Annotated in this window: 1 protein-coding gene; it reads left to right on the top strand. The window is 73.1% G+C overall.

Annotation, left to right across the window (positions count from 1 at the left end; all coding sequences use genetic code 11):
* The first annotated feature begins 31 nt into the window (after nt 1-31).
* Nucleotides 32-22,150, top strand: a complete 22,119-nt coding sequence (locus AB0M48_RS00185; RefSeq protein ID WP_363834604.1) for an SDR family NAD(P)-dependent oxidoreductase — start codon at nt 32-34, stop codon at nt 22,148-22,150.
* Nucleotides 22,151-22,169: the final 19 nt, after the last annotated feature.

Here is a 22,169-nt window from a genome sequence, read left to right as displayed (position 1 = left end):
CTCGTGATCTTGACCAATGAGTGGGGCAACAATGGATGAGAACGCCAAGCTGCGCGACTACCTGACCCGCGTCACCGGTGAGCTGCAGCGCACCCGCAACCGCCTGGCCGAGGTCGAGGACCGGGAAGCCGAGCCGATCGCGGTCGTGGGAATCGGCTGCCGCTTCCCCGGCGGCGTGCGCACACCCGAGCAGTTCTGGGACCTGCTGGTCACCGGGCGGCACGGGATCACCGAGTTCCCGGACAACCGGGGCTGGGACGTCGAGGGCCTGTTCGACCCCGACCCCGACCACCTGGGCACGAGCTACGTGCGGCTCGGCGGCTTCGTGCACGACGCCGACGAGTTCGACCCGGAGTTCTTCGGTGTCTCCCCGCGGGAAGCGGTGTCGATGGACCCGCAGCAGCGCCTGCTGCTGGAGACCTCGTGGGAGGCACTGGAGCGGGCCGGCATCGACCCGACCTCGCTCAAGGGCAGCCGCGCCGGCGTGTTCATGGGCACGAACGGCGTGGACTACGCGCGCGACATCCCCAGGGGCGTCGAAGGCGTCGAGGGCTACCTGGGCACCGGCACCGCGGGCAGCGTCCTGTCCGGCCGGATCTCCTACGTGCTGGGGATCGAGGGTCCGTCGGTCACCGTCGACACGGCGTGTTCGGCATCGCTGGTGACGTTGCACCTCGCGGTCCGGTCGCTGCGCGCGGGCGAGTCCGACCTCGCGCTGTCCGGCGGCGCCACGGTGATGTCGGATCCCGGCGCCTTCGTCGAGTTCTCCCGCCAGCGCGGATTGTCCCGGGACGGCCTGGTCAAGGCGTTCGCCGCTGCTTCCGACGGCACCGGGTGGGGCGAGGGCGCTGGTGTGGTCGTGCTCGAGCGGCTGTCCGACGCCCAGCGCAACGGCCACCAGGTCCTCGCCGTCATCCGCGGCACCGCGGTCAACTCCGACGGCGCGTCCAACGGCCTCACCGCGCCCAACGGCCCGTCGCAGCAGCGCGTCATCCGCGCCGCGCTCACCGATGCCCACCTGTCCGCGAAGGACATCGACGCCGTCGAGGCGCACGGCACCGGGACCACCCTCGGCGACCCCATCGAGGTGCAGGCGCTGCAGGCCACCTACGGCCGGAGCCGGGAGCCGGGCCGTCCGCTGCACCTCGGCTCGGTCAAGTCGAACATCGGTCACACGCAGGCCGCCGCCGGCGTCGCCAGCGTGATCAAGATGATCCTCGCGCTGCGCAACGGAGTGCTGCCCGCGAGCCTGCACGTCGACGCCCCCACCCCGCAGGTCGACTGGTCGTCCGGCTCGATCTCGCTGCTCACCGAGAACCGCACCTGGCCGGCCGATCGCGTCCGCCGCGCGGGTGTGTCGTCGTTCGGCATCAGCGGCACCAACGCCCACGTCATCCTGGAGCAGGCACCGGAGCCGGCGGAGCTGCCCGACCGCGGGCCCGTGCCCGCGGTAATCCCCTGGGTGCTGTCCGGCAGGACCGACGCCGCTCTGCGGGCACAGGCCGAGGCGCTGCTCTCAGTCGACGAAGACCCGGCCGACATCGGCTACTCGCTGGCCGCGACGCGGGCGACCGCTCAGCGCCGCGCGGTCGTCACCGGTACCGACCTCGACTCCCTGCGCGCGGGTGTGCGCGCCGTCGCCCAGGGTTCTGGCGCGCCCGGCGTCACCACCGGCGAGGCCGTGGGCGGCCAGCTCGCCGTCATGTTCACGGGACAGGGTTCGCAGCGGCTGGGGATGGGGCGTGAGCTGTACGCGGCTTTCCCCGTCTTCGCCGAGGCCTATGACGAGATCGCGGCGTTGTTGCCCGGTGTCCGGGAGATCGACGACGCCGAAGTGCTGAACCAGACGGGCAACGCGCAGCCCGCGTTGTTCGCGCTGGAAGTCGCGTTGTACCGGCTGGTCGAGTCGTGGGGTGTGCGACCGGACTTCCTGATCGGCCACTCCGTCGGCGAACTGGCCGCGGCACACGTCGCCGGCGTCTGGTCTCTGCAGGACGCGGCGAAGCTGGTGCAGGCCCGCGGCAGGCTCATGCAGGCGCTGCCCCGCGGCGGGGGCATGGCCGCGATCCAGGCCGACGAGGAGGAGGTCAGGGCCGCGCTGCGCGACGGCGTCGACATCGCCGCGATCAACGGTCCCGAGGCGGTCGTGATCTCGGGTGACGCGGACGCCGTCGCCGAGATGACCGCGCGGTTCGCCGCCTCAGGCCGCAAGACCAAGGCTCTCTCGGTCTCGCACGCGTTCCACTCCTCGCTGATGGACGACATGCTCGCGGAGTTCGCCGAGGTCGTGCGCGAGGTGACCTACCAGACCCCGAAGATCGCCCTGGTCTCCAACGTCACCGGTCAGCTCGCCCGCACCGAGGAGATCTGCGACCCCGGCTACTGGGTGCGGCACGTCCGCGAGGCCGTCCGGTTCGCCGACGGTGTCAGGACCCTGGCGTCGGCCGGTGTCACGCGGTACCTGGAGCTGGGCCCGGACGGCGTGCTCTCCGCCGCCGGGCAGGACTGCGCGGACGGCCGGTTCGTCCCCGCCCTGCGCCGGGACCGCGACGAGGTCGCGACGATCCTGTCCGCTCTCGCCGAGCTGCACGTCCACGGCGGCCTGGTCGACTGGGCCGCGTACTTCTCCGGTGCCCGTGTGGTCGGCCTGCCCACCTACCCGTTCCAGCGCGACCGCTACTGGCTGCCCGTCACCACGCCCGCGGGCGACGCGTCCGGCCTCGGCCTCAGCTCGCTGGACCACCCGCTGCTCGGTGCCGCCGTCTCGGTCGCCGACGCCGACGGGTTCCTGTTCACCGGCATCCTGTCCACCAGGACCCACCCGTGGCTGGCCGACCACGTCGTCATGGGCGCGGTGGTCGTGCCCGGCACGGCGCTGGTCGAACTGGCCGTGCGCGCGGCCGACGAGACCGGGCTCACCGGCATTGAGGAGCTCACCCTCCAGGCACCGCTGGTACTGCCCGAGAACGCGGGCGTGCACGTCCAGCTGTGGGTGGGTGCGCCGGACGAGACCGGCCGCCGTCCGCTGACCCTGCACTCGCGCTCCAGCAGCGCCGCGGTCGACGGCGCGTGGACGCTGCACGCTTCCGGTTCGCTGGCCGCGGCGAGCCACGGCACGTCCTGGGACCTCGCCGAGTGGCCACCGCCCGGCGCGGAGGCGGTCGGACTCGACGGCCACTACCAGGAGCTCGCCGCACTGGGACTGGACTACGGCGAGACGTTCCAGGGCCTGCGAGCGGTGTGGCGGCGGGGCGAGGACACCTTCGCCGAGGTCGCGCTGCCCGACCGGGCACGGGACCAGGCGGGCCGGTTCGGCCTGCACCCGGCGCTGCTCGACGCCGCCCTGCACGCCCTGGCCTCCGACGACGGCCAGGCCCGGCTGCCGTTCGCCTGGTCGGACGTGACCCTGCACGCCTCCGGCGCCGCCGACCTGCGGGTGTGGCTGTCCCCGGCGGGTACCGACGCGATCACCCTGCAGGTCGCCGACGGTGAGGGCGCGCCCATCGCCACGGTCGGTTCGCTGGCCGTGCGGCCGGTGTCGGCCGAGCAGATCCGCACGTCCGCCGACCAGAACGGGCTCTACGAGCTCGCTTGGAACCCCGTCACCTCCGCGGTCGCCGACGCACCCGGCTGGGTGCGGTGGGAAGACCTGGGCGAGGAAGTTCCGCCGGTCGTCGTGTACCGCGCCGGCGGCGAGGACGTGCACGGCACGGTCCTCGCCACGCTCGGCGTGCTGCAGCAGTGGCTGGCCGAGGAGCGGTTCGAGACCGCGAAACTCCTGGTCCAGACCGTCGACGCCGTCTCGGCCGGAGCGGACGATCCCGCCGTCGACCCGGCCGTGGCCGCCATCTGGGGCCTGGTGCGCTCCGCGCAGTCCGAGCACCCCGACCGCTTCGCGCTGGTGGACGCCGCCGAGATCACCGACGCCGTCCTCGCGTGCGACGAGCCGCAACTGGCCGTGCGCGACGGCGAGCTCCTGGTGCCGCGCCTGGTGGCCACGGACACCACCGGCCGCCTGGTCCCGCCCGCGGGTGATGGCTGGCGGCTGGGCATGTCGGGCCAGGGCACCGTCGACCACCTGGTGCTGGAGCCGGTGGCGGCGCAGCCGCTCGCGCCGACCGAGGTCCGCGTCGCCGTGCGCGCGGCGGGCCTGAACTTCCGGGACGTGCTGAACGTCCTGGGCATGTACCGCGGCGAGGCCGGGCTGCTCGTCAGCGAGTTCGCCGGTGTCGTGACCGAGGTGGGCGCGTCCGTGACCGACCTCGCACCCGGTGACGAGGTCATGGGCCTGGTCGCCGGTGGCGGTGGTCCGTCGGCGGTGGTGGAACGTCAGATGATCACCCGCAAGCCCGCGGGGTGGACCTTCGAGCAGGCCGCGACCGTGCCGCTGGTGTTCCTCACCGCCTACTACGCGTTGTGCGATCTGGGCGAGCTGAAGGCGGGGGAGTCGATCCTGATCCACTCCGCCGCCGGTGGTGTGGGCATGGCCGCGACGCAGCTCGCGAACCACCTGGGTGCCGTGGTGTACGGCACGGCGAGCGAGAGCAAGCAGCACGTGCTGCGGGAGGCGGGCATCGCCGACGAGCGCATCGCCTCGTCCCGCACGCTCGACTTCGAGCAGCAGTTCGGCCGGGTCGACGTCGTGCTCAACGCGCTGGCGGGCGACTTCGTGGACGCGTCGCTGCGGACGATGGCGCCGGGCGGGCGCTTCCTGGAGATGGGCAAGGCCGACGTCCGCGACGTGGCCACCCTGCACCAGGACGTGCGCTACCAGGCGTTCGACCTGAGCGAGGCCGGGCCCGAGCGCACGGCGCAGATGTGGACCGCCCTGGTCGAGCTGTTCGACCGGGGAGTGCTCGAACCCCTTCCGGTGAAGGTGTGGGACGTGCGCCAGGCACGGGCGGCGTTCCGCTTCCTGAGCCAGGCCAAGCACATCGGCAAGGTCGCGCTGTCGATGCCACGGGCGCCCGAGCCGGACAAGACCGTGCTGGTGACCGGTGGCACCGGCGGCCTGGGTGCCGTGGTGGCCAAGCACCTCGTCACCGGCCACGGTGTGCGCAAGCTCCTGCTCACCAGCCGCCGTGGGCTCGCCGCCCCCGGTGCAGCGGCGCTGGTCGAGGAGCTCACCGCGTTGGGTGCCGAGGTGTCGGCCGTGGCCTGCGACGTGGCGGACCGCGACGCGCTGGCCGCACTGCTCGACGGCGTCGAGCTGACCGGCGTGGTGCACGCGGCGGGTGTGCTCGACGACGGCACGATCGACTCGCTGACCCCGCAGCGGGTGGCGGGCGTGCTGGGTCCGAAGGCCGACGCCGCCCGGTACCTGCACGAGCTGACCGCGCACCACGACCTGGCCCTGTTCGTCACCTTCTCCTCGGCCGCCGGCGTGCTCGGCGCACCGGGGCAGGGCAGCTACGCCGCCGCGAACGCCTACCTCGACGCGCTCGCCGAGCACCGGCGGGCCCTCGGCCTGCCGGGCCAGTCGATGGCGTGGGGTCTGTGGGCGGCCGGCATGGGGGAGACGCTCGGCGACGCCGACCTCGCCCGGTTGCGCAACGGTGGTACGCCCGCGCTCACCGTGCCGGAGGGCCTGGCGCTGTTCGACGCCGCGCTCGCGGCCGCCGCGCCCGTCGCCGTTCCGATCAAGCTGGACCTGCCCGCGCTCCGGGCCTCCGCGCGGAGCACCTCGCTGCCGGCCGTTCTCGGCGCTCTCGTGCGCACACCGGGCAGGCGCGTCGCGCAGTCCGGTGCCGGGCGGGGCTCCTCGCTCGCGCGCCGCCTCGCCTCGCTCACCGAGGCCGAGCAGGACCACGAGCTGCTGGACCTGGTCCGCACCGAGGTCGGGCTGGTGCTCGGCCACGTGACCGCGGGCGGCATCGAACCCGGCCGCGGCTTCCTGGACCTCGGTTTCGACTCGCTGACCGCCGTCGAGCTGCGCAACCGCCTGAGTTCGGCGACCGGCCTGCGGCTGCCGTCGACGGTGACCTTCGACCACCCGACCCCCGTCGCGCTGGCGGGTTTCCTGCGCGCCGAGCTGCTGGGTGAGCTGGGGGTGGCGGGCACGCCCGCGGTGCGGGCGCAAGTCGCGGCCTCCGACGACCCCATCGCGATCGTCGCCATGAGCTGCCGGTTCCCCGGCGGGGTGCGCTCACCGGAGGACCTCTGGTCGCTGGTGGCCGAGGGCCGCGAGGGGATCTCCCCCTTCCCGGACGACCGCGGGTGGGACCTGGCGGCGCTGTTCGACACCACGCCGGGCAAGCAGGGCGTCTCGAACACGAGGGTCGGCGGCTTCCTGGAGAACGCCGGTGACTTCGACCCGGAGTTCTTCCGGATCTCGCCGCGCGAGGCACTGGCGATGGACCCGCAGCAGCGGGTGCTGCTGGAGGTCTCCTGGGAGGCGTTCGAGCGGGCCGGGCTCAAGCCGGCGGACCTGCGCGGCAGCGCGACCGGTGTGTTCGCGGGCGCCATCTACCACGACTACGCCTCGCAGCTGCAGACGATTCCCGACGACGTCGAGGGGTTCCTCGGCACCGGGACCTCGGGCTCCATGATGTCCGGGCGGATCGCCTACACCTTCGGTTTCGAGGGACCGGCCGTGTCCGTCGACACCGCCTGCTCGTCGTCGTTGGTGGCGTTGCACATGGCGGCCCACTCGCTCCGCTCGGGTGAGTGCGAGCTGGCTCTCGCCGGTGGTGTGACCGTGATGTCCACGCCCGGTCCGTTCATCGACTTCAGCAAGCAGCAGGCCATGGCGCTCGACGGCCGCTGCAAGGCCTTCGCCGACGGCGCCGACGGCGTCAGCTGGGGCGAGGGCGTCGGCATGGTGCTGCTGGAGCGGTTGTCCGACGCGCGGCGCAACGGCCACCCGGTTTTGGCCCTGCTCAAGGGTTCCGCAGTCAACCAGGACGGTGCGTCCAGCGGTCTTACCGCGCCGAACGGTCCGTCGCAGCAGCGGGTGATCCGGCAGGCGCTCGCCAACGCCGGTCTGTCCACTTCGGACGTCGATGCGGTGGAGGCGCACGGCACCGGCACCCGGCTCGGCGACCCGATCGAGGCGCAGGCGCTGCTCGCGACCTACGGCCAGGACCGGCGGGAGCCGTTGTGGCTGGGGTCGGTGAAGTCGAACATCGGCCACACGCAGGCAGCGGCGGGCATCGCCGGTGTCATCAAGATGGTGGAGGCGATGAACAGGGGCGTGCTGCCGCGCACCCTGCACATCGACGAGCCGTCCGGCCAGGTCGACTGGGACACCGGCGCGATCCGGCTGCTGACCGAGCAGGTCGGCTGGCCGGAGACCGGTGCGCCGCGCCGGGCGAGCGTGTCGTCCTTCGGCTTCAGCGGGACCAACGCGCACGTCGTGCTCGAGCACGTCCCGGCACCCACCGCCGCGGAGACGGAGACGAACCCGCCCGAGGTGGTGCCGCTGGTGCTGTCCGCCCGCTCCGAGGAGGCCCTGCGGGAGCAGGCGAGCCGACTCGCCGCCGACGCGAACTCGCAGTCCCTGCTGGACGTCGGCTACTCGCTGGTCACGACGCGCCAGTCCCACGAACGGCGCGCCGTCGTGGTCGGTGCCGACCACGAGAGCGTGCTCGCCGGGCTGTCGGCGTTCGCCGCCACCGGCCAGGCGGCCGGCGTGGTCACCGGTCTGGCCGCTCCCGGCAGGCTCGCGCTCCTGTTCACCGGCCAGGGTTCCCAGCGGCTGGGCATGGGTGCCGGGCTGTACGAGGCCTTCCCGGTCTTCGCCGAGGCCTACGACGAGGTCTGCGAATACCTGCCCGGTATCAAGGACATCACCGACCCGGACGTGCTCGGCCAGACCGCCAACGCCCAGCCCGCGATTTTCGCTCTTGAGGTCGCGCTGTTCCGCTTGGTCCGGTCGTGGGGTGTGACGCCCGATTTCCTTGCCGGGCATTCGATCGGTGAGATCGCGGCGGCCCATGTCGCCGGTGTGCTCTCGTTGCAGGACGCGGCGAAGCTGGTGTCCGCGCGGGGTCGTCTGATGCAGGCGTTGCCCGCCGGTGGTGCGATGGTCGCGGTTCAGGCGACCGAGGACGAGGTCCGGGAACACCTGTCCGACGAGGTCTCCCTGGCCGCGGTCAACGGCCCGAACGCCGTGGTGCTGTCCGGTGCGGCGTCGCCGGTTCTGGAGGTCGCCGAGAAGTTCAAGGAACTCGGCCGCCGCACGAAGCGGCTGGCGGTCTCGCACGCGTTCCACTCGGTGCTGATGGAGCCGATGCTCGCCGAGTTCCGCGCGGTGGCGGAGTCGGTCGAGTACCGCGAACCGGCGGTTCCGATGGTGTCCACGGTGACCGGTGCCCTGGTCGGGCCGGGTGTGCTGACGTCGCCGGAGTACTGGGTCGAGCACGTGCGCAAGCCGGTGCGGTTCGCCGACGGCCTGACGACGCTGTCCGGCCTGGACGTGACCCGGTTCCTGGAGATCGGTCCCGACGCCGCCCTGTCCGGGCTCGGACAGGACACGGTCGAGGCGGTGTTCGTCCCGTCCCTGCGCAGGGACCGCGACGAGGCGACCTCGCTGGTGACCGCGGTGGGCACGTTGTACAGCCACGGCGTCGACGTCGGCTGGCAGGAGTACTTCGCCGGCAGCGGCGCGAAGGTCGTCGACCTGCCGACCTACCCCTTCCGGCAGCAGCGGTTCTGGCTGCACTCCACGCCCGCCGCGGGCGACGCCCCGAGCCTGGGTCTCGGCGCGCTGGACCACCCGCTGCTCGGCGCCACCGTCACGCTCCCGGACAGCGGGGGACTCGTGCTGACCGGCCGGCTCTCGCTGGACGCACAGCCGTGGCTGGCCGGGCACCGGGTGCTGGGCACGGTCCTGCTCCCCGGCACCGCGTTCGCCGAACTGGCCGTCCGGGCGGGCGACGAGGTCGGCTGCGACACGGTCGAGGAGCTCGTTCTCCAGGCACCACTGGTGCTCGGCACCGTGGCCCTGCAGCTCCGGGTGTCCCTCGCGGAGTCCGAAGTGGATGGTCGCCGCGCAGTGACCGTCCACTCGCGACCCGAGGGCGTCGACGACGAATGGACCCTGCACGCCTTCGGAACGCTCGCTCGCGGCGGCGACGAGGCGGGAGAACCGCAGACCGCGTGGCCGCCGGAGAACGCCGCACCGGTCGACCTCGACGGCTTCTACGCGAACCTCGCCGAGGCCGGACTGGACTACGGCGGGGTGTTCCGCGGCCTGCGCGCCGCGTGGCGCCGGGGTGAGGAGACGTTCGCCGAGGTCGAGCTGCCCGCTGACACCGACGTCAGCCGGTTCGGCCTGCACCCGGCCCTGCTGGACGCCGCGCTGCACGCCGTCGGGCTCTCCGGCGGCCAGGCACGGCTGCCGTTCTCGCTGGCCGGCCTGACGCTGCACGCCGCCGGTGCGACCGCGCTGCGGGTGCGGCTCGCTCCGGCGGGATCGGGCGCGCTGTCGTTGCGGGTGGCCGACGTCACCGGCGCTCCCGTGCTCTCGGTCGACCGGCTGGCGCTGAGGGAGATCAGCGAGGAGCAGCTGCGCCCGGTCAACCTGGCCGAGCGCGATGCCCTGTTCACCGTGGACTGGGTGCCGGTCACCCCAGGCGCTCGGGCCGATGTCCTGCCGCACGGCCAGGAGGCCGCCGCGGACGCGTTCGTCCACGCCGTTCCCGAGGGTGCGGCCGACGTCCTGACCGTCGAGGTCTTGGAGCTGCTGCAGTCGTGGCTGGCCGAGGACCGCGAGGCCAAGCTGGTCGTGCGCACGGTCCCGGGCGTTCCCGCACACGCCGCGGTGAGCGGGCTCGTGCGCAGCGCTCAGGCCGAGCACCCCGACCGGTTCGTGCTGGTGCACGGCGACGGTGACGTCGCCGCGGCGGTCGGCACGGGCGAGCCGGAGGTCCTGCTCACCGACGGCGAGCTGAGGGTTCCCCGGCTCGTCCGCTCCAGGGCGACCGGCAGCGACGACTGGTCGGTGGACGGGACCGTTCTGGTCACCGGCGGTACCGGCGGTCTGGGCGCACTGGTCGCCCGCCGCCTCGTCGAGCACCACGGCGTCCGGCACCTGGTGCTCGTGAGCCGTTCCGGTGGCGACAGCCCCGGCGCACCCCGGCTGGTGCAGGAGCTGACGGCGCTCGGCGCGGAGGTGACGGTCGCCGCGTGCGACGTCTCCGACCGCGGCCAGCTCGAGGCCGCGCTCGCTCTCGTTCCCGCCGACCAGCCGCTGCGCGGAATCGTGCACGCGGCCGGTGTGCTCGACGACGGCGTGCTCGACGCGATGACCCGTGACCGCGTCGAAGCCGTGTTGCGTCCCAAGGCCGAGGCCGCCTGGCACCTGCACGAGCTGACCACCGATCTCGACCTGTTCGTCACGTTCTCCTCGATCGCGGGCACGCTCGGCGCGCCGGGCCAGGCGAACTACGCGGCGGCGAACGGCTTCCTCGACGGGCTGGCCGCACATCGCCGCGCGCAAGGACTGCCGGCGACGTCGATCGCCTACGGCCTGTGGGACGAGGGCATGGGCCACGGCCAGGCCGCCGGTCCCGCCGGTTTCGCGGCCTTGTCGGCCGAGGACGGCCTGGCGCTGTTCGACCTGCTCGCGCTGGGCGACGACCCGAACCCGGTCGCGATGCGGCTGGACGTCGCCGCGGTCAGGGACGCCGCGTTGGCCACCGGCGTGGTCCCGCACGTCCTGCGGAGCCTCGTCAAGGTGCGTCCACGCCGTGCCGCGCGCACGGAGGAAGGTGCCGGGCTGCGCCAGCGGCTGGGTGCGCTTCCCCCAGCCGAACGGCTGCGGCAGCTGCTCGAGCTGATCCGCACCGAGGTCGCGCTGGTGCTGGGCCACACCAGCCCGGACGCGGTCGAGACCGACCGCGCGTTCGGCGACCTGGGTTTCGACTCGCTCACCGCGGTCGAGCTCCGCAACCGCCTCGACACGGCCACGGGCCTGCGGTTGCCCGCCACCCTCATCTTCGACTACCCCACGCCCCTGGTGCTGGCCGAGTTCGTCCAGGCCGAGTTCGTCGACGAGCTGGCCGGTCCGGCGACGCCGGCGTTCGCCCCCGTGGCACTCGGCGACGACCCGATCGCCATCGTGGGCATGGCCTGCCGCTACCCCGGTGGTGTCGGTTCGCCGGAGGACCTGTGGGACCTGGTCACGAACGGCCGCGACGGGGTCACCCGCTTCCCCGAGGACCGCGGGTGGGACGTCGACGGGATCTACCACCCCGACCCCGACGCGCAAGGCAAGACCTACACGCGGGAGGGCGGGTTCCTGCACGACGCCGGCGACTTCGACCCGGAGTTCTTCGGGATCTCGCCGCGCGAGGCGCTGGCGATGGACCCGCAGCAGCGGTTGCTGCTGGAGGTCTCGTGGGAGGCGCTGGAGCACGCACGGGTGGACCCGACCGGCCTCAAGGGCTCGCAGACCGGCGTGTTCGCCGGGCTGATGTACCACGACTACGGTGCTCGTCTCGGCGTGCTGCCCGACGGTGTCGAGGGTTTCATCGGCACCGGCACGTCCGGCAGCGTGCTGTCCGGGCGCGTGGCCTACACCCTCGGTCTGGAGGGCCCCGCCGTCACGGTCGACACGGCGTGCTCGTCCTCGCTGGTCGCCATGCACTGGGCGATGCAGGCGCTGCGCACCGGCGAGTGCTCGATGGCACTGGCGGGCGGTGTCACCGTCATGGCCTCGCCGGACACCTTCATCGGCTTCTCCCGGCAGCGCGGTCTCGCCGTCGACGGCCGGTGCAAGTCCTTCTCGGCCGACGCCGACGGCACCGGCTGGTCCGAAGGCGTCGGTGTGCTGGTGCTGGAGCGGTTGTCCGACGCGCAGCGCAACGGTCACCGCGTCCTGGCCGTGGTCAGGGGTTCGGCGGTGAACCAGGACGGTGCGTCGAACGGCCTGACCGCGCCGAACGGTCCGTCGCAGCAGCGGGTGATCCGCCAGGCACTGGCCAGCGCGGGCATCGCGTCGTCCACTGTGGACGTCGTCGAGGCGCACGGCACCGGTACCCCGCTGGGCGACCCGATCGAGGCCCAGGCGCTGCTCGCCACCTACGGCCAGGAGCGCGACGAGGAACCGCTCTACCTCGGCTCGATCAAGTCGAACATCGGCCACACCCAGGCCTCGGCCGGTGTCGCCGGTGTCATCAAGATGGTCCAGGCGCTGCGGCACGGCGTGCTCCCCGCGACGCTGCACCTGCAGGAGCCGACCCCGCACGTCGACTGGGCGTCGGGTGACGTCAGCCTGCTCACCGAACAGCGCGCCTGGCCCGAGGTCGGCCGGCCGCGCCGTGCCGCCGTGTCGTCCTTCGGCATCAGCGGCACCAACGCGCACGTGATCCTGGAACAGGCTCCGGACGTGCCCGTGCCACCGCGCGAGGACGCGGAACTCCCCGCCGTGCCCTGGGTGCTCTCCGGGCGCAGCGAGGAGGCACTGCGCGAGCAGGCGGTCCGGCTGCTGGCGGTCGACGGTCAGCACGCCGACCTCGGCCTCTCGCTGGCCACCACGCGCACCTCGCACGACCACCGGGCCGTCGTGGTCGGCACCACTGAGCAGGAGCTGCGCGCCGGTCTGACGGCGCTGTCGGCAGGGGAGACCCCGCCGTCGGTCACGACCGGCAGGGTCCTCTCCGGACGGACGGCGGTGCTGTTCACCGGCCAGGGCTCGCAGCGGCTGGGCATGGGTGCCGGGCTGTACAAGGCTTTCCCGGTCTTCGCCGAGGCTTATGACGAGGTCTGCGAATGCCTGCCTGGTATCAGGGACATCACCGACGCGGACGTGCTCGGCCAGACCGGCAACGCCCAGCCCGCGATCTTCGCGCTGGAAGTGGCGCTGTTCCGCCTTGTCCGGTCATGGGGCATCGCCCCGGACTTCCTCGCCGGGCATTCGATCGGTGAGATCGCGGCGGCGCACGTCGCCGGTGTGTTGTCGCTGGAGGACGCGGCGAAGCTGGTGTCGGCGCGGGGTCGACTGATGCAGGCGTTGCCCGCTGGTGGTGCGATGGTCGCGGTTCAGGCGACCGAGGACGAGGTCCGGGAACACCTGTCTCCCAAGGTCTCCCTGGCCGCGGTGAACGGCCCGAACGCCGTGGTGCTCTCGGGCGCGGCGTCCCAGACCCTCAAGGTCGCCAAGAAGTTCGAGAAGCTCGGCCGCCGCACCAAGCGACTGGCCGTGTCGCACGCGTTCCACTCGGTGCTCATGGAGCCGATGCTGGACGAGTTCCGCGCGGTGGCGGAGTCGCTGACCTACGCGGCACCGTCGATCCCGGTCGTCTCCACGGTCACCGGACAGCTCGTCACCGACCGGCTGACCGATCCCGAGCACTGGGTCGAGCACGTCCGGGCGACCGTGCGCTTCGCCGACACCGTCTCCTGGCTGCACGACAAGGGCGTCACCCGCTTCCTCGAGGTCGGTCCGGACGGTGTGCTGTCGGCGATGGGCGCCGACAGCGCTGACGGCCTGTTCACCTCGTTCCTGCGCAAGGACCGCGACGAGGCCACGTCCGCACTGACCGGGCTGGCCGCCGCGTACACCGGGGGTGAGCAGGTCGACTGGTCCGCGGTGTTCGCGGGCAGCGGCGCGCGGATCGTGGACCTGCCGACCTCGGCCTTCCAGCACCAGCGGTTCTGGCTCGCCTCCGCCGGTGCGGGCGCGGACGTCTCCGCCGTCGGTCTCGTGCCCACCGAGCACCCGCTGCTCGGTGCGGCCGTGCCCTTCGCCGACGGTGACGGCTGGGTGTTCACCGGCCGGTTGTCCCTGGCCACGCACCCGTGGCTCGCGGACCACGCCGCGCTGGGCACCGTGCTCATGCCGGGAACCGGGATCCTGGAACTGGTCGTGCGCGCCGGCGACGAAGCCGGCTGCGGCACGGTCGAGGAGCTGACGGTCCAGGCACCGCTGCTGCTGCCGTCGTCCGGATCACTGGACGTCCAGGTGCTGGTCGGCGCGGCGGACAACGTCGGCCGGCGACCGGTGTCGGTGCACTCCCGCGGTGCGCACGGGTCGTGGACCGAGCACGCGGCGGGCACGTTGTCGCCCGCCACGGCCGCCCCGGCGTTCGACCTGGCGGCCTGGCCGCCCGCGGGCGAGACCGTGGAGCTCGACGGGGTGTACGAGGACCTCGAGGCCGCCGGACTGGTCTACGGACCGGTGTTCCAGGGCCTGCGGGCCGCCTGGCGCGCCGGCGACGACGTCTGGGCCGAGGTCGCGCTGCCCGAAGCGGAGCACGACCAGGCAGGCAGGTTCGGCCTGCACCCGGCACTGCTCGACGCGGCGTTGCACACGATCGGCCTCATCGAGGGGGAGGGGACCCGTCTTCCGTTCTCGTTCGGCTCGGTGACCCTGCACGCGACCGGTGCGACCACGTTGCGCGTCCGGGTCACCTCGACCGGTACCGACCGGGTGTCGGTGCTCGTCGCCGACAGCACCGGCGCTCCCGTCGCGACGATCGGCTCGCTGGTCGTCCGCGCCGCCTCCGCCGAGCAGCTGAACTCGACCGACGAGCCGCTGTACGAGCTGTCCTGGGTTCCCGTGCCCGCACAGGGAACTCCGGTCGAGCACCTGCCGCTGCGGGAGGCCGGCGACGACGTTCCCGCGGCGCTGGTCCTGGACGTCGCGGCGGGCGACCCGCGGGACGTCCTGCACAGCACCCTGGCGGCGATCCAGGGCTTCCTCGCCGAGGAGCGGTTCGCCGACGCGCGGCTGGTCGTCGTGACCGACGAGTCGCTGTCCGGTGCGGCGGTGCGCGGTCTGGTCCGCAGCGCGGAGTCGGAGAACCCCGGCCGGTTCGTCATCGTCGAGGGCGACGACGTCACCGCGGCGCTGGCGACGGGCGAGCCGCAGATCCGCGTCCACGACGGCGAAACACTGGCGCCCCGGCTCGTCCGGGCGCGCACCGCCGACCCGGCCGGGTGGGGCGAGGGCACCGTCCTCGTCACCGGCGGCACGGGTGGGATCGGCGCCGCGATCGCCCGGCACCTCGTGGAGGTGCACGGCGTCACGAAGCTGGTCCTGACCAGCCGCCGCGGCCTGGAAGCGCCCGGCGCGGCCGAACTCGCCGCCGAGCTGGGTGCCGAGGTCAAGGCGTGCGATGTCGCGGACCGGGACGCCCTGGCGGCGTTGCTGGACTCGATCCCCGACCTGACCGGGATCGTGCACGCCGCCGGTGTGCTCGACGACGGCGTGGTCACGGCACTGACGCCGGAGCGGATGGACACCGTCCTGCGCCCGAAGGCCGAAGCGGCCGTGGCGCTGCACGAGCTGACCCGCGACCGGCCGCTGAGCCAGTTCGTCCTGCTGTCCTCGGTCTCCGGCGTCCTCGGTGGTCCCGGTCAGGCTAACTACGCCGCGGCGAACGCGGTCCTCGACGCCCTGGCCGAGCTGCGGGTCGCCGAAGGGCTGCCCGCCCGTTCCCTGGCCTACGGTCTGTGGGCGGACGGCATGGGCGACGGGTCCGATGTGGACCGGTTGAGCCGGGACGGCTTCGGCGCACTGTCCGTGCAGGAGGGCCTGGCGCTGTTCGACGCCGCGCTCGCCGCGCGGACGGCGGTGCCGGTGCCGGTGAAGCTGGACCTCGCGACGTTGCAGGCCCACGCCCGCACCTCGCCGATCCCGGCGGTGCTGCGTGGCCTGGTCCGGGTTCCGCGCCTGCGCAGCGCCGTGAACGCCCAGGCGGTGTCCGCGCTGCTGGAGACCCTGTCCAGACTCTCCGACGCCGACCAGCACACGCACGTGACGGACCTGGTCCGGGCGCGCGTCGCCGAGGTCCTGGGCCACAGCGCCACGGCCGCGGTGGAGGTGGGACGTGCGTTCACCGAGTTGGGCTTCGACTCGCTCACGGCGGTCGAGCTGCGCAACCGGCTCGGTGAGGCGACCGGCCTGCGGCTGCCGGCGACGCTGATCTTCGACTACCCGACGCCCCTGGCGCTGGCCGAGTACGTCCGCACCGAGCTCCTCGGTGTGACGGCCACCGCGGTGGTCCCGGTGACGCGGTCCGCCGCGTCGGACGAGCCCATCGCGATCATCGCGATGAGCTGCCGCTACCCCGGTGGCGTCCGCTCGCCGGAGGACCTGTGGCGGTTGGTCTCGGAGGGCACCGACGCGATCACGCCGTTCCCGGCCGACCGCGGCTGGGACCTGGAAGACCTGTACGACCCGGACCCCGACCGCACCGGGAAGAGCTACACCCGCGAGGGCGGGTTCCTGCTCGACGCGGCGGACTTCGACGCCGAGTTCTTCGGCATCTCTCCCCGCGAGGCGATGACCGTCGACCCGCAGCAGCGCCTGCTGCTGGAGACCGCCCAGGAGGCTTTCGAACGCGCGGGGATCGACCCTGCGGTGCTCAAGGGCAGCCCCACCGGTGTGTTCGCCGGCGTGATGTACAACGACTACGCGTCCCGCCTGACGAGCACGCCCGACGGCTTCGAGGGCCTGCTCGGCACCGGCAGCGCGAACAGCGTCCTGTCCGGCCGGGTGTCCTACACCTTCGGGCTGGAAGGTCCCGCGGTGTCGGTGGACACCGCGTGCTCGTCGTCGCTGGTCGCGCTGCACCTCGCGGCGCAGGCGCTGCGGTCGGGCGACTGCGACCTGGCGCTGGCGGGTGGCGCGACGGTGATGGCCACGCCGAACCCGTTCATCGAGTTCTCCCGGCAGCGCGGCCTGGCCGCAGACGGCCGGTGCAAGCCGTTCGCCGCGGCGGCGGACGGCACCGGTTGGTCGGAAGGCGCGGGCTTCCTGCTCCTGGAGCGGTTGTCCGACGCCCAGCGCAACGGTCACCGCGTCCTGGCCGTGGTCAGGGGTTCGGCGGTGAACCAGGACGGTGCGTCGAACGGCCTGACCGCGCCGAACGGTCCGTCCCAGGTGCGCGTGATCCGCCAGGCCCTCGCGGCCGCCGGACTGTCCACTGTGGACGTGGACGCGCTCGAGGCGCACGGCACCGGCACCGCGCTGGGTGACCCGATCGAGGCGCAGGCGGTGCTGGCCACCTACGGCCAGGACCGGGACGTGCCGCTGGTGCTCGGCTCGGTCAAGTCGAACATCGGGCACACCCAGGCCGCGGCCGGTGTCGCCGGGATCATCAAGATGGTCGAGGCGATGCGGCACGGGGTCATCCCGGCCAGCCTGCACATCGACTCGCCGTCCCCGCACGTGGACTGGACCGAGGGCGCGGTCGAGCTGGCGACCGAGGCCCGGCCGTGGGCGCGGCACGACCGCCCCCGTCGTGCGGCCGTGTCGGCGTTCGGCATCAGCGGCACCAACGCGCACGTCATCCTCGAGCAGGGACCGGACATCCCGGTGGCCCCGCGAGAGGTCAGGACGCCGGCGCTGCTCCCGTACGTCCTTTCCGGACGGACGGAGAACGCCCTGCGGGCGCAGGCGGAGCGTCTGCTCAACGCCGAGCTCGCGGAACCGGTGGACGTCGCGTACTCCTTGGTCACCACCCGCACCGTGCACGAACGCCGAGCCGTCGTGACGGGTGGCCCCGCCGACCTGCGCGCCGGGCTCGCCGCGCTGGCGGACGGGCACCCCGCGGCGAACGTGACGGCCGATCGCGCTGTGGGCGGGAAGCTCGCCGTCCTGTTCACCGGACAGGGTTCGCAGCGACTGGGGATGGGCCGTGAGTTGTACGCGGCTTTCCCCGTCTTCGCCGAGGCGTACGACGAGATCGCGGCGTTGTTGCCGGGTGTCCGGGAGATCGACGACGCCGATGTGCTGAACCAGACGGGCAATGCGCAGCCCGCGTTGTTCGCGCTGGAAGTCGCGTTGTACCGGCTGGTCGAGTCGTGGGGTGTGCGACCGGACTTCCTGGCCGGTCACTCCATCGGCGAGCTCAGCGCGGCGCACGTCTCCGGGGTGTTGTCGCTCCAGGACGCGGCCACGCTCGTCGAGGCGCGCGGACGGCTGATGCAGGCACTGCCCGCCGGCGGCGCCATGGTGGCCGTCGAGGCCACCGAGGACGAGGTGCGCGAGCACCTCACCGCCGAGGTCGGCCTGGCCGCCGTCAACGGTCCGTCCGCGGTCGTGCTGTCCGGTGTGGAGGCTCCGACGCTGGCTGTGGCCGAGAGCTTCCGCACCCGTGGCCGCCGGACCAAGCGACTTTCCGTCTCGCACGCCTTCCACTCGGTGCTGATGGACCCGATGCTCGCCGGCTTCGAGGAGGTCGCGTGCTCACTGGACTACCGGGAGCCCACGATCCCGGTCGTGTCGAACGTGACCGGCCTGCCGGCGACCGAGCTCACCGACCCGCGGTACTGGGTCCGGCACGTGCGTGACACCGTTCGCTTCGCAGACGGCGTTCGCGCGCTGGAAGCCGCGGGCGTCACCAGGTTCGTCGAACTGGGCCCGGACGGTGTGCTGTCCGCGATGGGCCACGACTGCGCGAGCGACGCGGCGGTGTTCGTCCCGTTGCTGCGCAAGGACCGCCCCGAGCGGCAGTCCGCGGAAGCCGCCTTCGGCCGGTTGGTGGCGGCGGGCGTGACCGTGGACTGGGAGACGTTCTTCGCCGGCACCGGTGCCCGGCGCACCGAGCTCCCGACCTACGCCTTCCAGCGTGAGCGTTATTGGCTCGAGAGCGGTCCGGTGACCGGCGACGCCGCCGGGCTCGGACTGACGACGACCGAGCACCCGTTGCTCGGCGCGACCGTGTCCACGCCGGACGGGGACGGGCTGATCTGCTTCGGCAGGCTGTCCCGCACCGCCCAGCCGTGGCTCGTGGACCACACCGTGCTCGGTGCGGTCCTGGTGCCCGGCGCGGCTCTGGTCGAGATGGCCGTCCGGGCGGGCGACGAGCTCGGCTGCCCGAGGGTGGCCGAGCTGACCCTGGCGGCGCCGATGGTGCTGCCCGACCAGGGCGGGCTGGCCGTCCAGGTCGTCGTCGGCGCATCAGCCGAGGACGGTGGGCGCGAGGTCGCGGTGTACTCGAGGCGGGCGGACGCCTCCGTCGAGGAACCGTGGACGCAGCACGCGACGGGTGTGCTCACGCCCGACGAGAACCTCCCCCCGGCGGCGGGCGCATGGCCGCCGGCGGATGCGGAAGTCCTCGACCTGGAAGGCCTCTACTCCGACCTGGAGGCCACGGGCCTGAGCTACGGCCCGGTGTTCCAGGGCCTCGCCTCCGCCTGGCTGCGGGACGCGGAGATCTTCGCCGACGTGGTGCTGCCGGACGTGGCGCACGGTGACGTGCCCCGCTTCGGCATCCACCCGGCGTTGCTCGACGCGGCCCTGCACCCCATCGGGCTGCTCGGCTTCGACGGAGAGGCGACCGCGCGTCTGCCGTTCCTGTGGCGCGACGTCTCGCTGCACGCCACGAACGCGACCGCGGTGCGCGTCACGGTCACCCCCACCGGCGCCGACTCGGTCCGGCTGGAACTCACCGACACCGCGGGCGCACCGGTGCTCACCGTCGGATCCCTGCTGCTGCGCGAGGTCTCCAAGGAGCAGCTCAGCACTCAACCGTCCACTTCGGACTGGCTGTTCCGGACGGAGTGGGTGCCGGTCGCGGGTGGCGGTGCCCCGGTCGCCTGGGCCTACCACGACGAGGCCGGGCAGACCGCGCCACCGGTGACGGTGCTCCGGGTGCAACCGCCCGCGGAGGCGGTTCCGCGCGCCGTGCACGACGTGCTGGCGAGCACGCTCGCCACCGTTCAGGCGTGGCTGGCGGACGACCGCGACGCGGGTGGCAAGCTCGTCGTGCTCACCCACCAGGCGGTGCGGGTGCGCGGTGGCGACGAGGTCAGCCCGGTCACGGCCTCGGTCTGGGGCCTCATCCGCAGTGCCCAGGCGGAGAACCCCGGCCGGTTGGTGCTGCTGGACGCCTCCGAGCAGGACGTGGAACCGGCGGTCGCGAACCTCGGCGACGAGACGCAGCTGGCGGTGCGCGACGGCGTCGTGCACGCCTGCCGCCTGCTTCGTGCGAGCAGCGCGCCGGAACTGGTCCCGCCGCCGGGCGAGCGCGTCTGGCGGCTGGGCTCACCGAGCGGGGAGAACCTGGACCAGTTCACGTTCCAGCCCTTCCCGGAAGCCGCCGCGCCACTGGCCGCACACGAGGTCCGGATCGGCGTCCGTGCCGCGGGCGCCTGTTCCGGTGACGCCGGGATGCTCGGCCTCGAAGCCGCGGGCATCGTCGTCGAGGTGGGGGAGGGCGTCACTGACCTCCGCGCCGGCGATCCGGTGATGGGCTTGGTGCACAACGGTTTCGGCCCGGTGGTCCGCACCGAACGCGCGTTCGTCACCAAGGTCCCTCACTGGTGGACGTTCGAGCAGGCGGCTTCCGTGCCGCGGGCGTTCCTGACCGCCTGGTACGCGCTGCGCGACCTGGCCGGTCTGTCCGCGGGGGAGACGGTGCTGATCAACGCCGCGGCCGGCGACGTCGGCATGGCCGCCACCCAGATCGCCCGGCACCTCGGTGCGGAGGTCTACGGCACGGCCGATGAAGGCCAGTGGGACGTCCTGCGCGCGGCGGGTCTGCCCGACAGCCGCATCGCCTCCGCGCGGACCCCCGGCTTCGAGCAGCGATTCCTGGCCTCCAGCAACGGCCGCGGCGTCGACGTCGTCCTCGACGCGCTCCCCGGCGAGGCCGCCGACGCGGCGGTCCGGCTGTTGCCGCGCGGTGGGCGATGGGTGGAAATGGGGAACGCCGATCTTCGCCCGGCGAGCGATTTCGCAGGGCAGTATCCAGATGTGACTCACCGGGTGTGCGACGTCGAAGACGCGGGCACCGAACGGATCGCGGCGATGTGGGAGGAGCTGATCACGATGTTCGAGTCGGGCTTGCTCAACCCCCTGCCGGTCCGCTCCTGGGACGTCCGCGAGGCTCCCGAGGCGGCACGCTTCCTCGGTCGCGCCGAGCACGCGGGCAAGGTCGTGCTGACCGTGCCGCGAGTGCTCGACACGAGCGGAACGGTCCTCGTGACCGGCGGTACCGGTGGCCTCGGCGCTGTTCTGGCCCGGCACCTGGTCACCGCGCTCGGCGTGCGGGACCTCGTTCTCGTGGGCCGGCGCGGCGTGGACGCGCCGGGTGCGGCGGAACTGGTCCGCGACCTGACCGGGCTGGGCGCCGAGGTCCGCGTCGCCGCGTGCGACGCGGCCGACCGGTCCGCACTGGAACTCCTGCTGGACGGCATCCCGGTGCTGACCGGTGTCGTCCACGCGGCCGGCGTGCTCGACGACGGCCTGTTCACCTCGCTGACGCCGGACCGGCTGGACAAGGTCCTGCGCCCCAAGGTGGACGCGGCCTGGAACCTGCACGAGCTGACCCTCGGACGAGATCTGACGATGTTCGTCCTCTTCTCCTCGGCCGCGGGCGTCCTGGGCACACCGGGGCAGGCGAACTACGCCGCGGCGAACACCTTCCTCGACGCGCTCGCCGAACACCGGCGCTCACTGGGCCTGCCCGCCTCGTCCCTGGCCTACGGCCTCTGGGCCGACGGCATGGGTGCGGCGACGGACGCCGGCCGGATGGCACGAGAGGGCTTCGGTGCGCTCACCGCGGCCGAGGGCCTCGCGCTGTTCGACCTGGCCACGTCCGTGGTGGCGCCGGCGACGGTGCCGGTGAAGCTCGACGTGGCCAGGCTCAGGGCACTCGCCGAGAACGCCTCGGTGCCGCCACTGCTGCGGGCGCTGGTGCCGCAGCGCGCCCGCCGGTCGGCTTCGGCCGACACCGCGGGTCAGGCGGACGAGCTGCGGCGGCGTCTGGCCGGGCTGTCCCAGGCCGATGCCCGGCAGGCGTTGCTCGCCGTGGTGCGCCGCCAGGCGGCCGCCGTGCTCGGTCATGCGGGGCCGGACACGATCGAGCCGGACAGGGCGTTCACCGACCTGGGCTTCGACTCGCTGACCGCGGTCGAGCTGCGCAACCAGCTCGGCGAGGCGACCGGCCTGCGCCTGCCCGCGACGCTGATCTTCGACTACCCGACTCCGGACGCCATGTCCGAGTTCCTCCAAGCCGAAGTGGTACCCGCGACTGCCGCCGAAGTGTCCGGTGTGGACAGCGAGATCACCCACCTGGAGGCGGCGCTGTCGGCGCTCGACCCGGCGACCACCGACGGGGCCCGGGTGGAAACGAGGCTGCGCCAGCTGGTCGCGCTGTGGCGGGACAGGACCCGCGCCGGCTCGGACGACCGGGCGGACCTCGAGGCGGCCACCCTGGACGACATGTTCTCCCTGCTAGACAACGAACTCTGACCCATTTCGACCTTTCCGT

The sequence above is a fragment of the Lentzea sp. NPDC051208 genome (assembly GCF_040682435.1).
GTDB lineage: Bacteria > Actinomycetota > Actinomycetes > Mycobacteriales > Pseudonocardiaceae > Lentzea > Lentzea kristufekii.
This window is presented reverse-complemented; position numbering and strand designations above follow the sequence as displayed.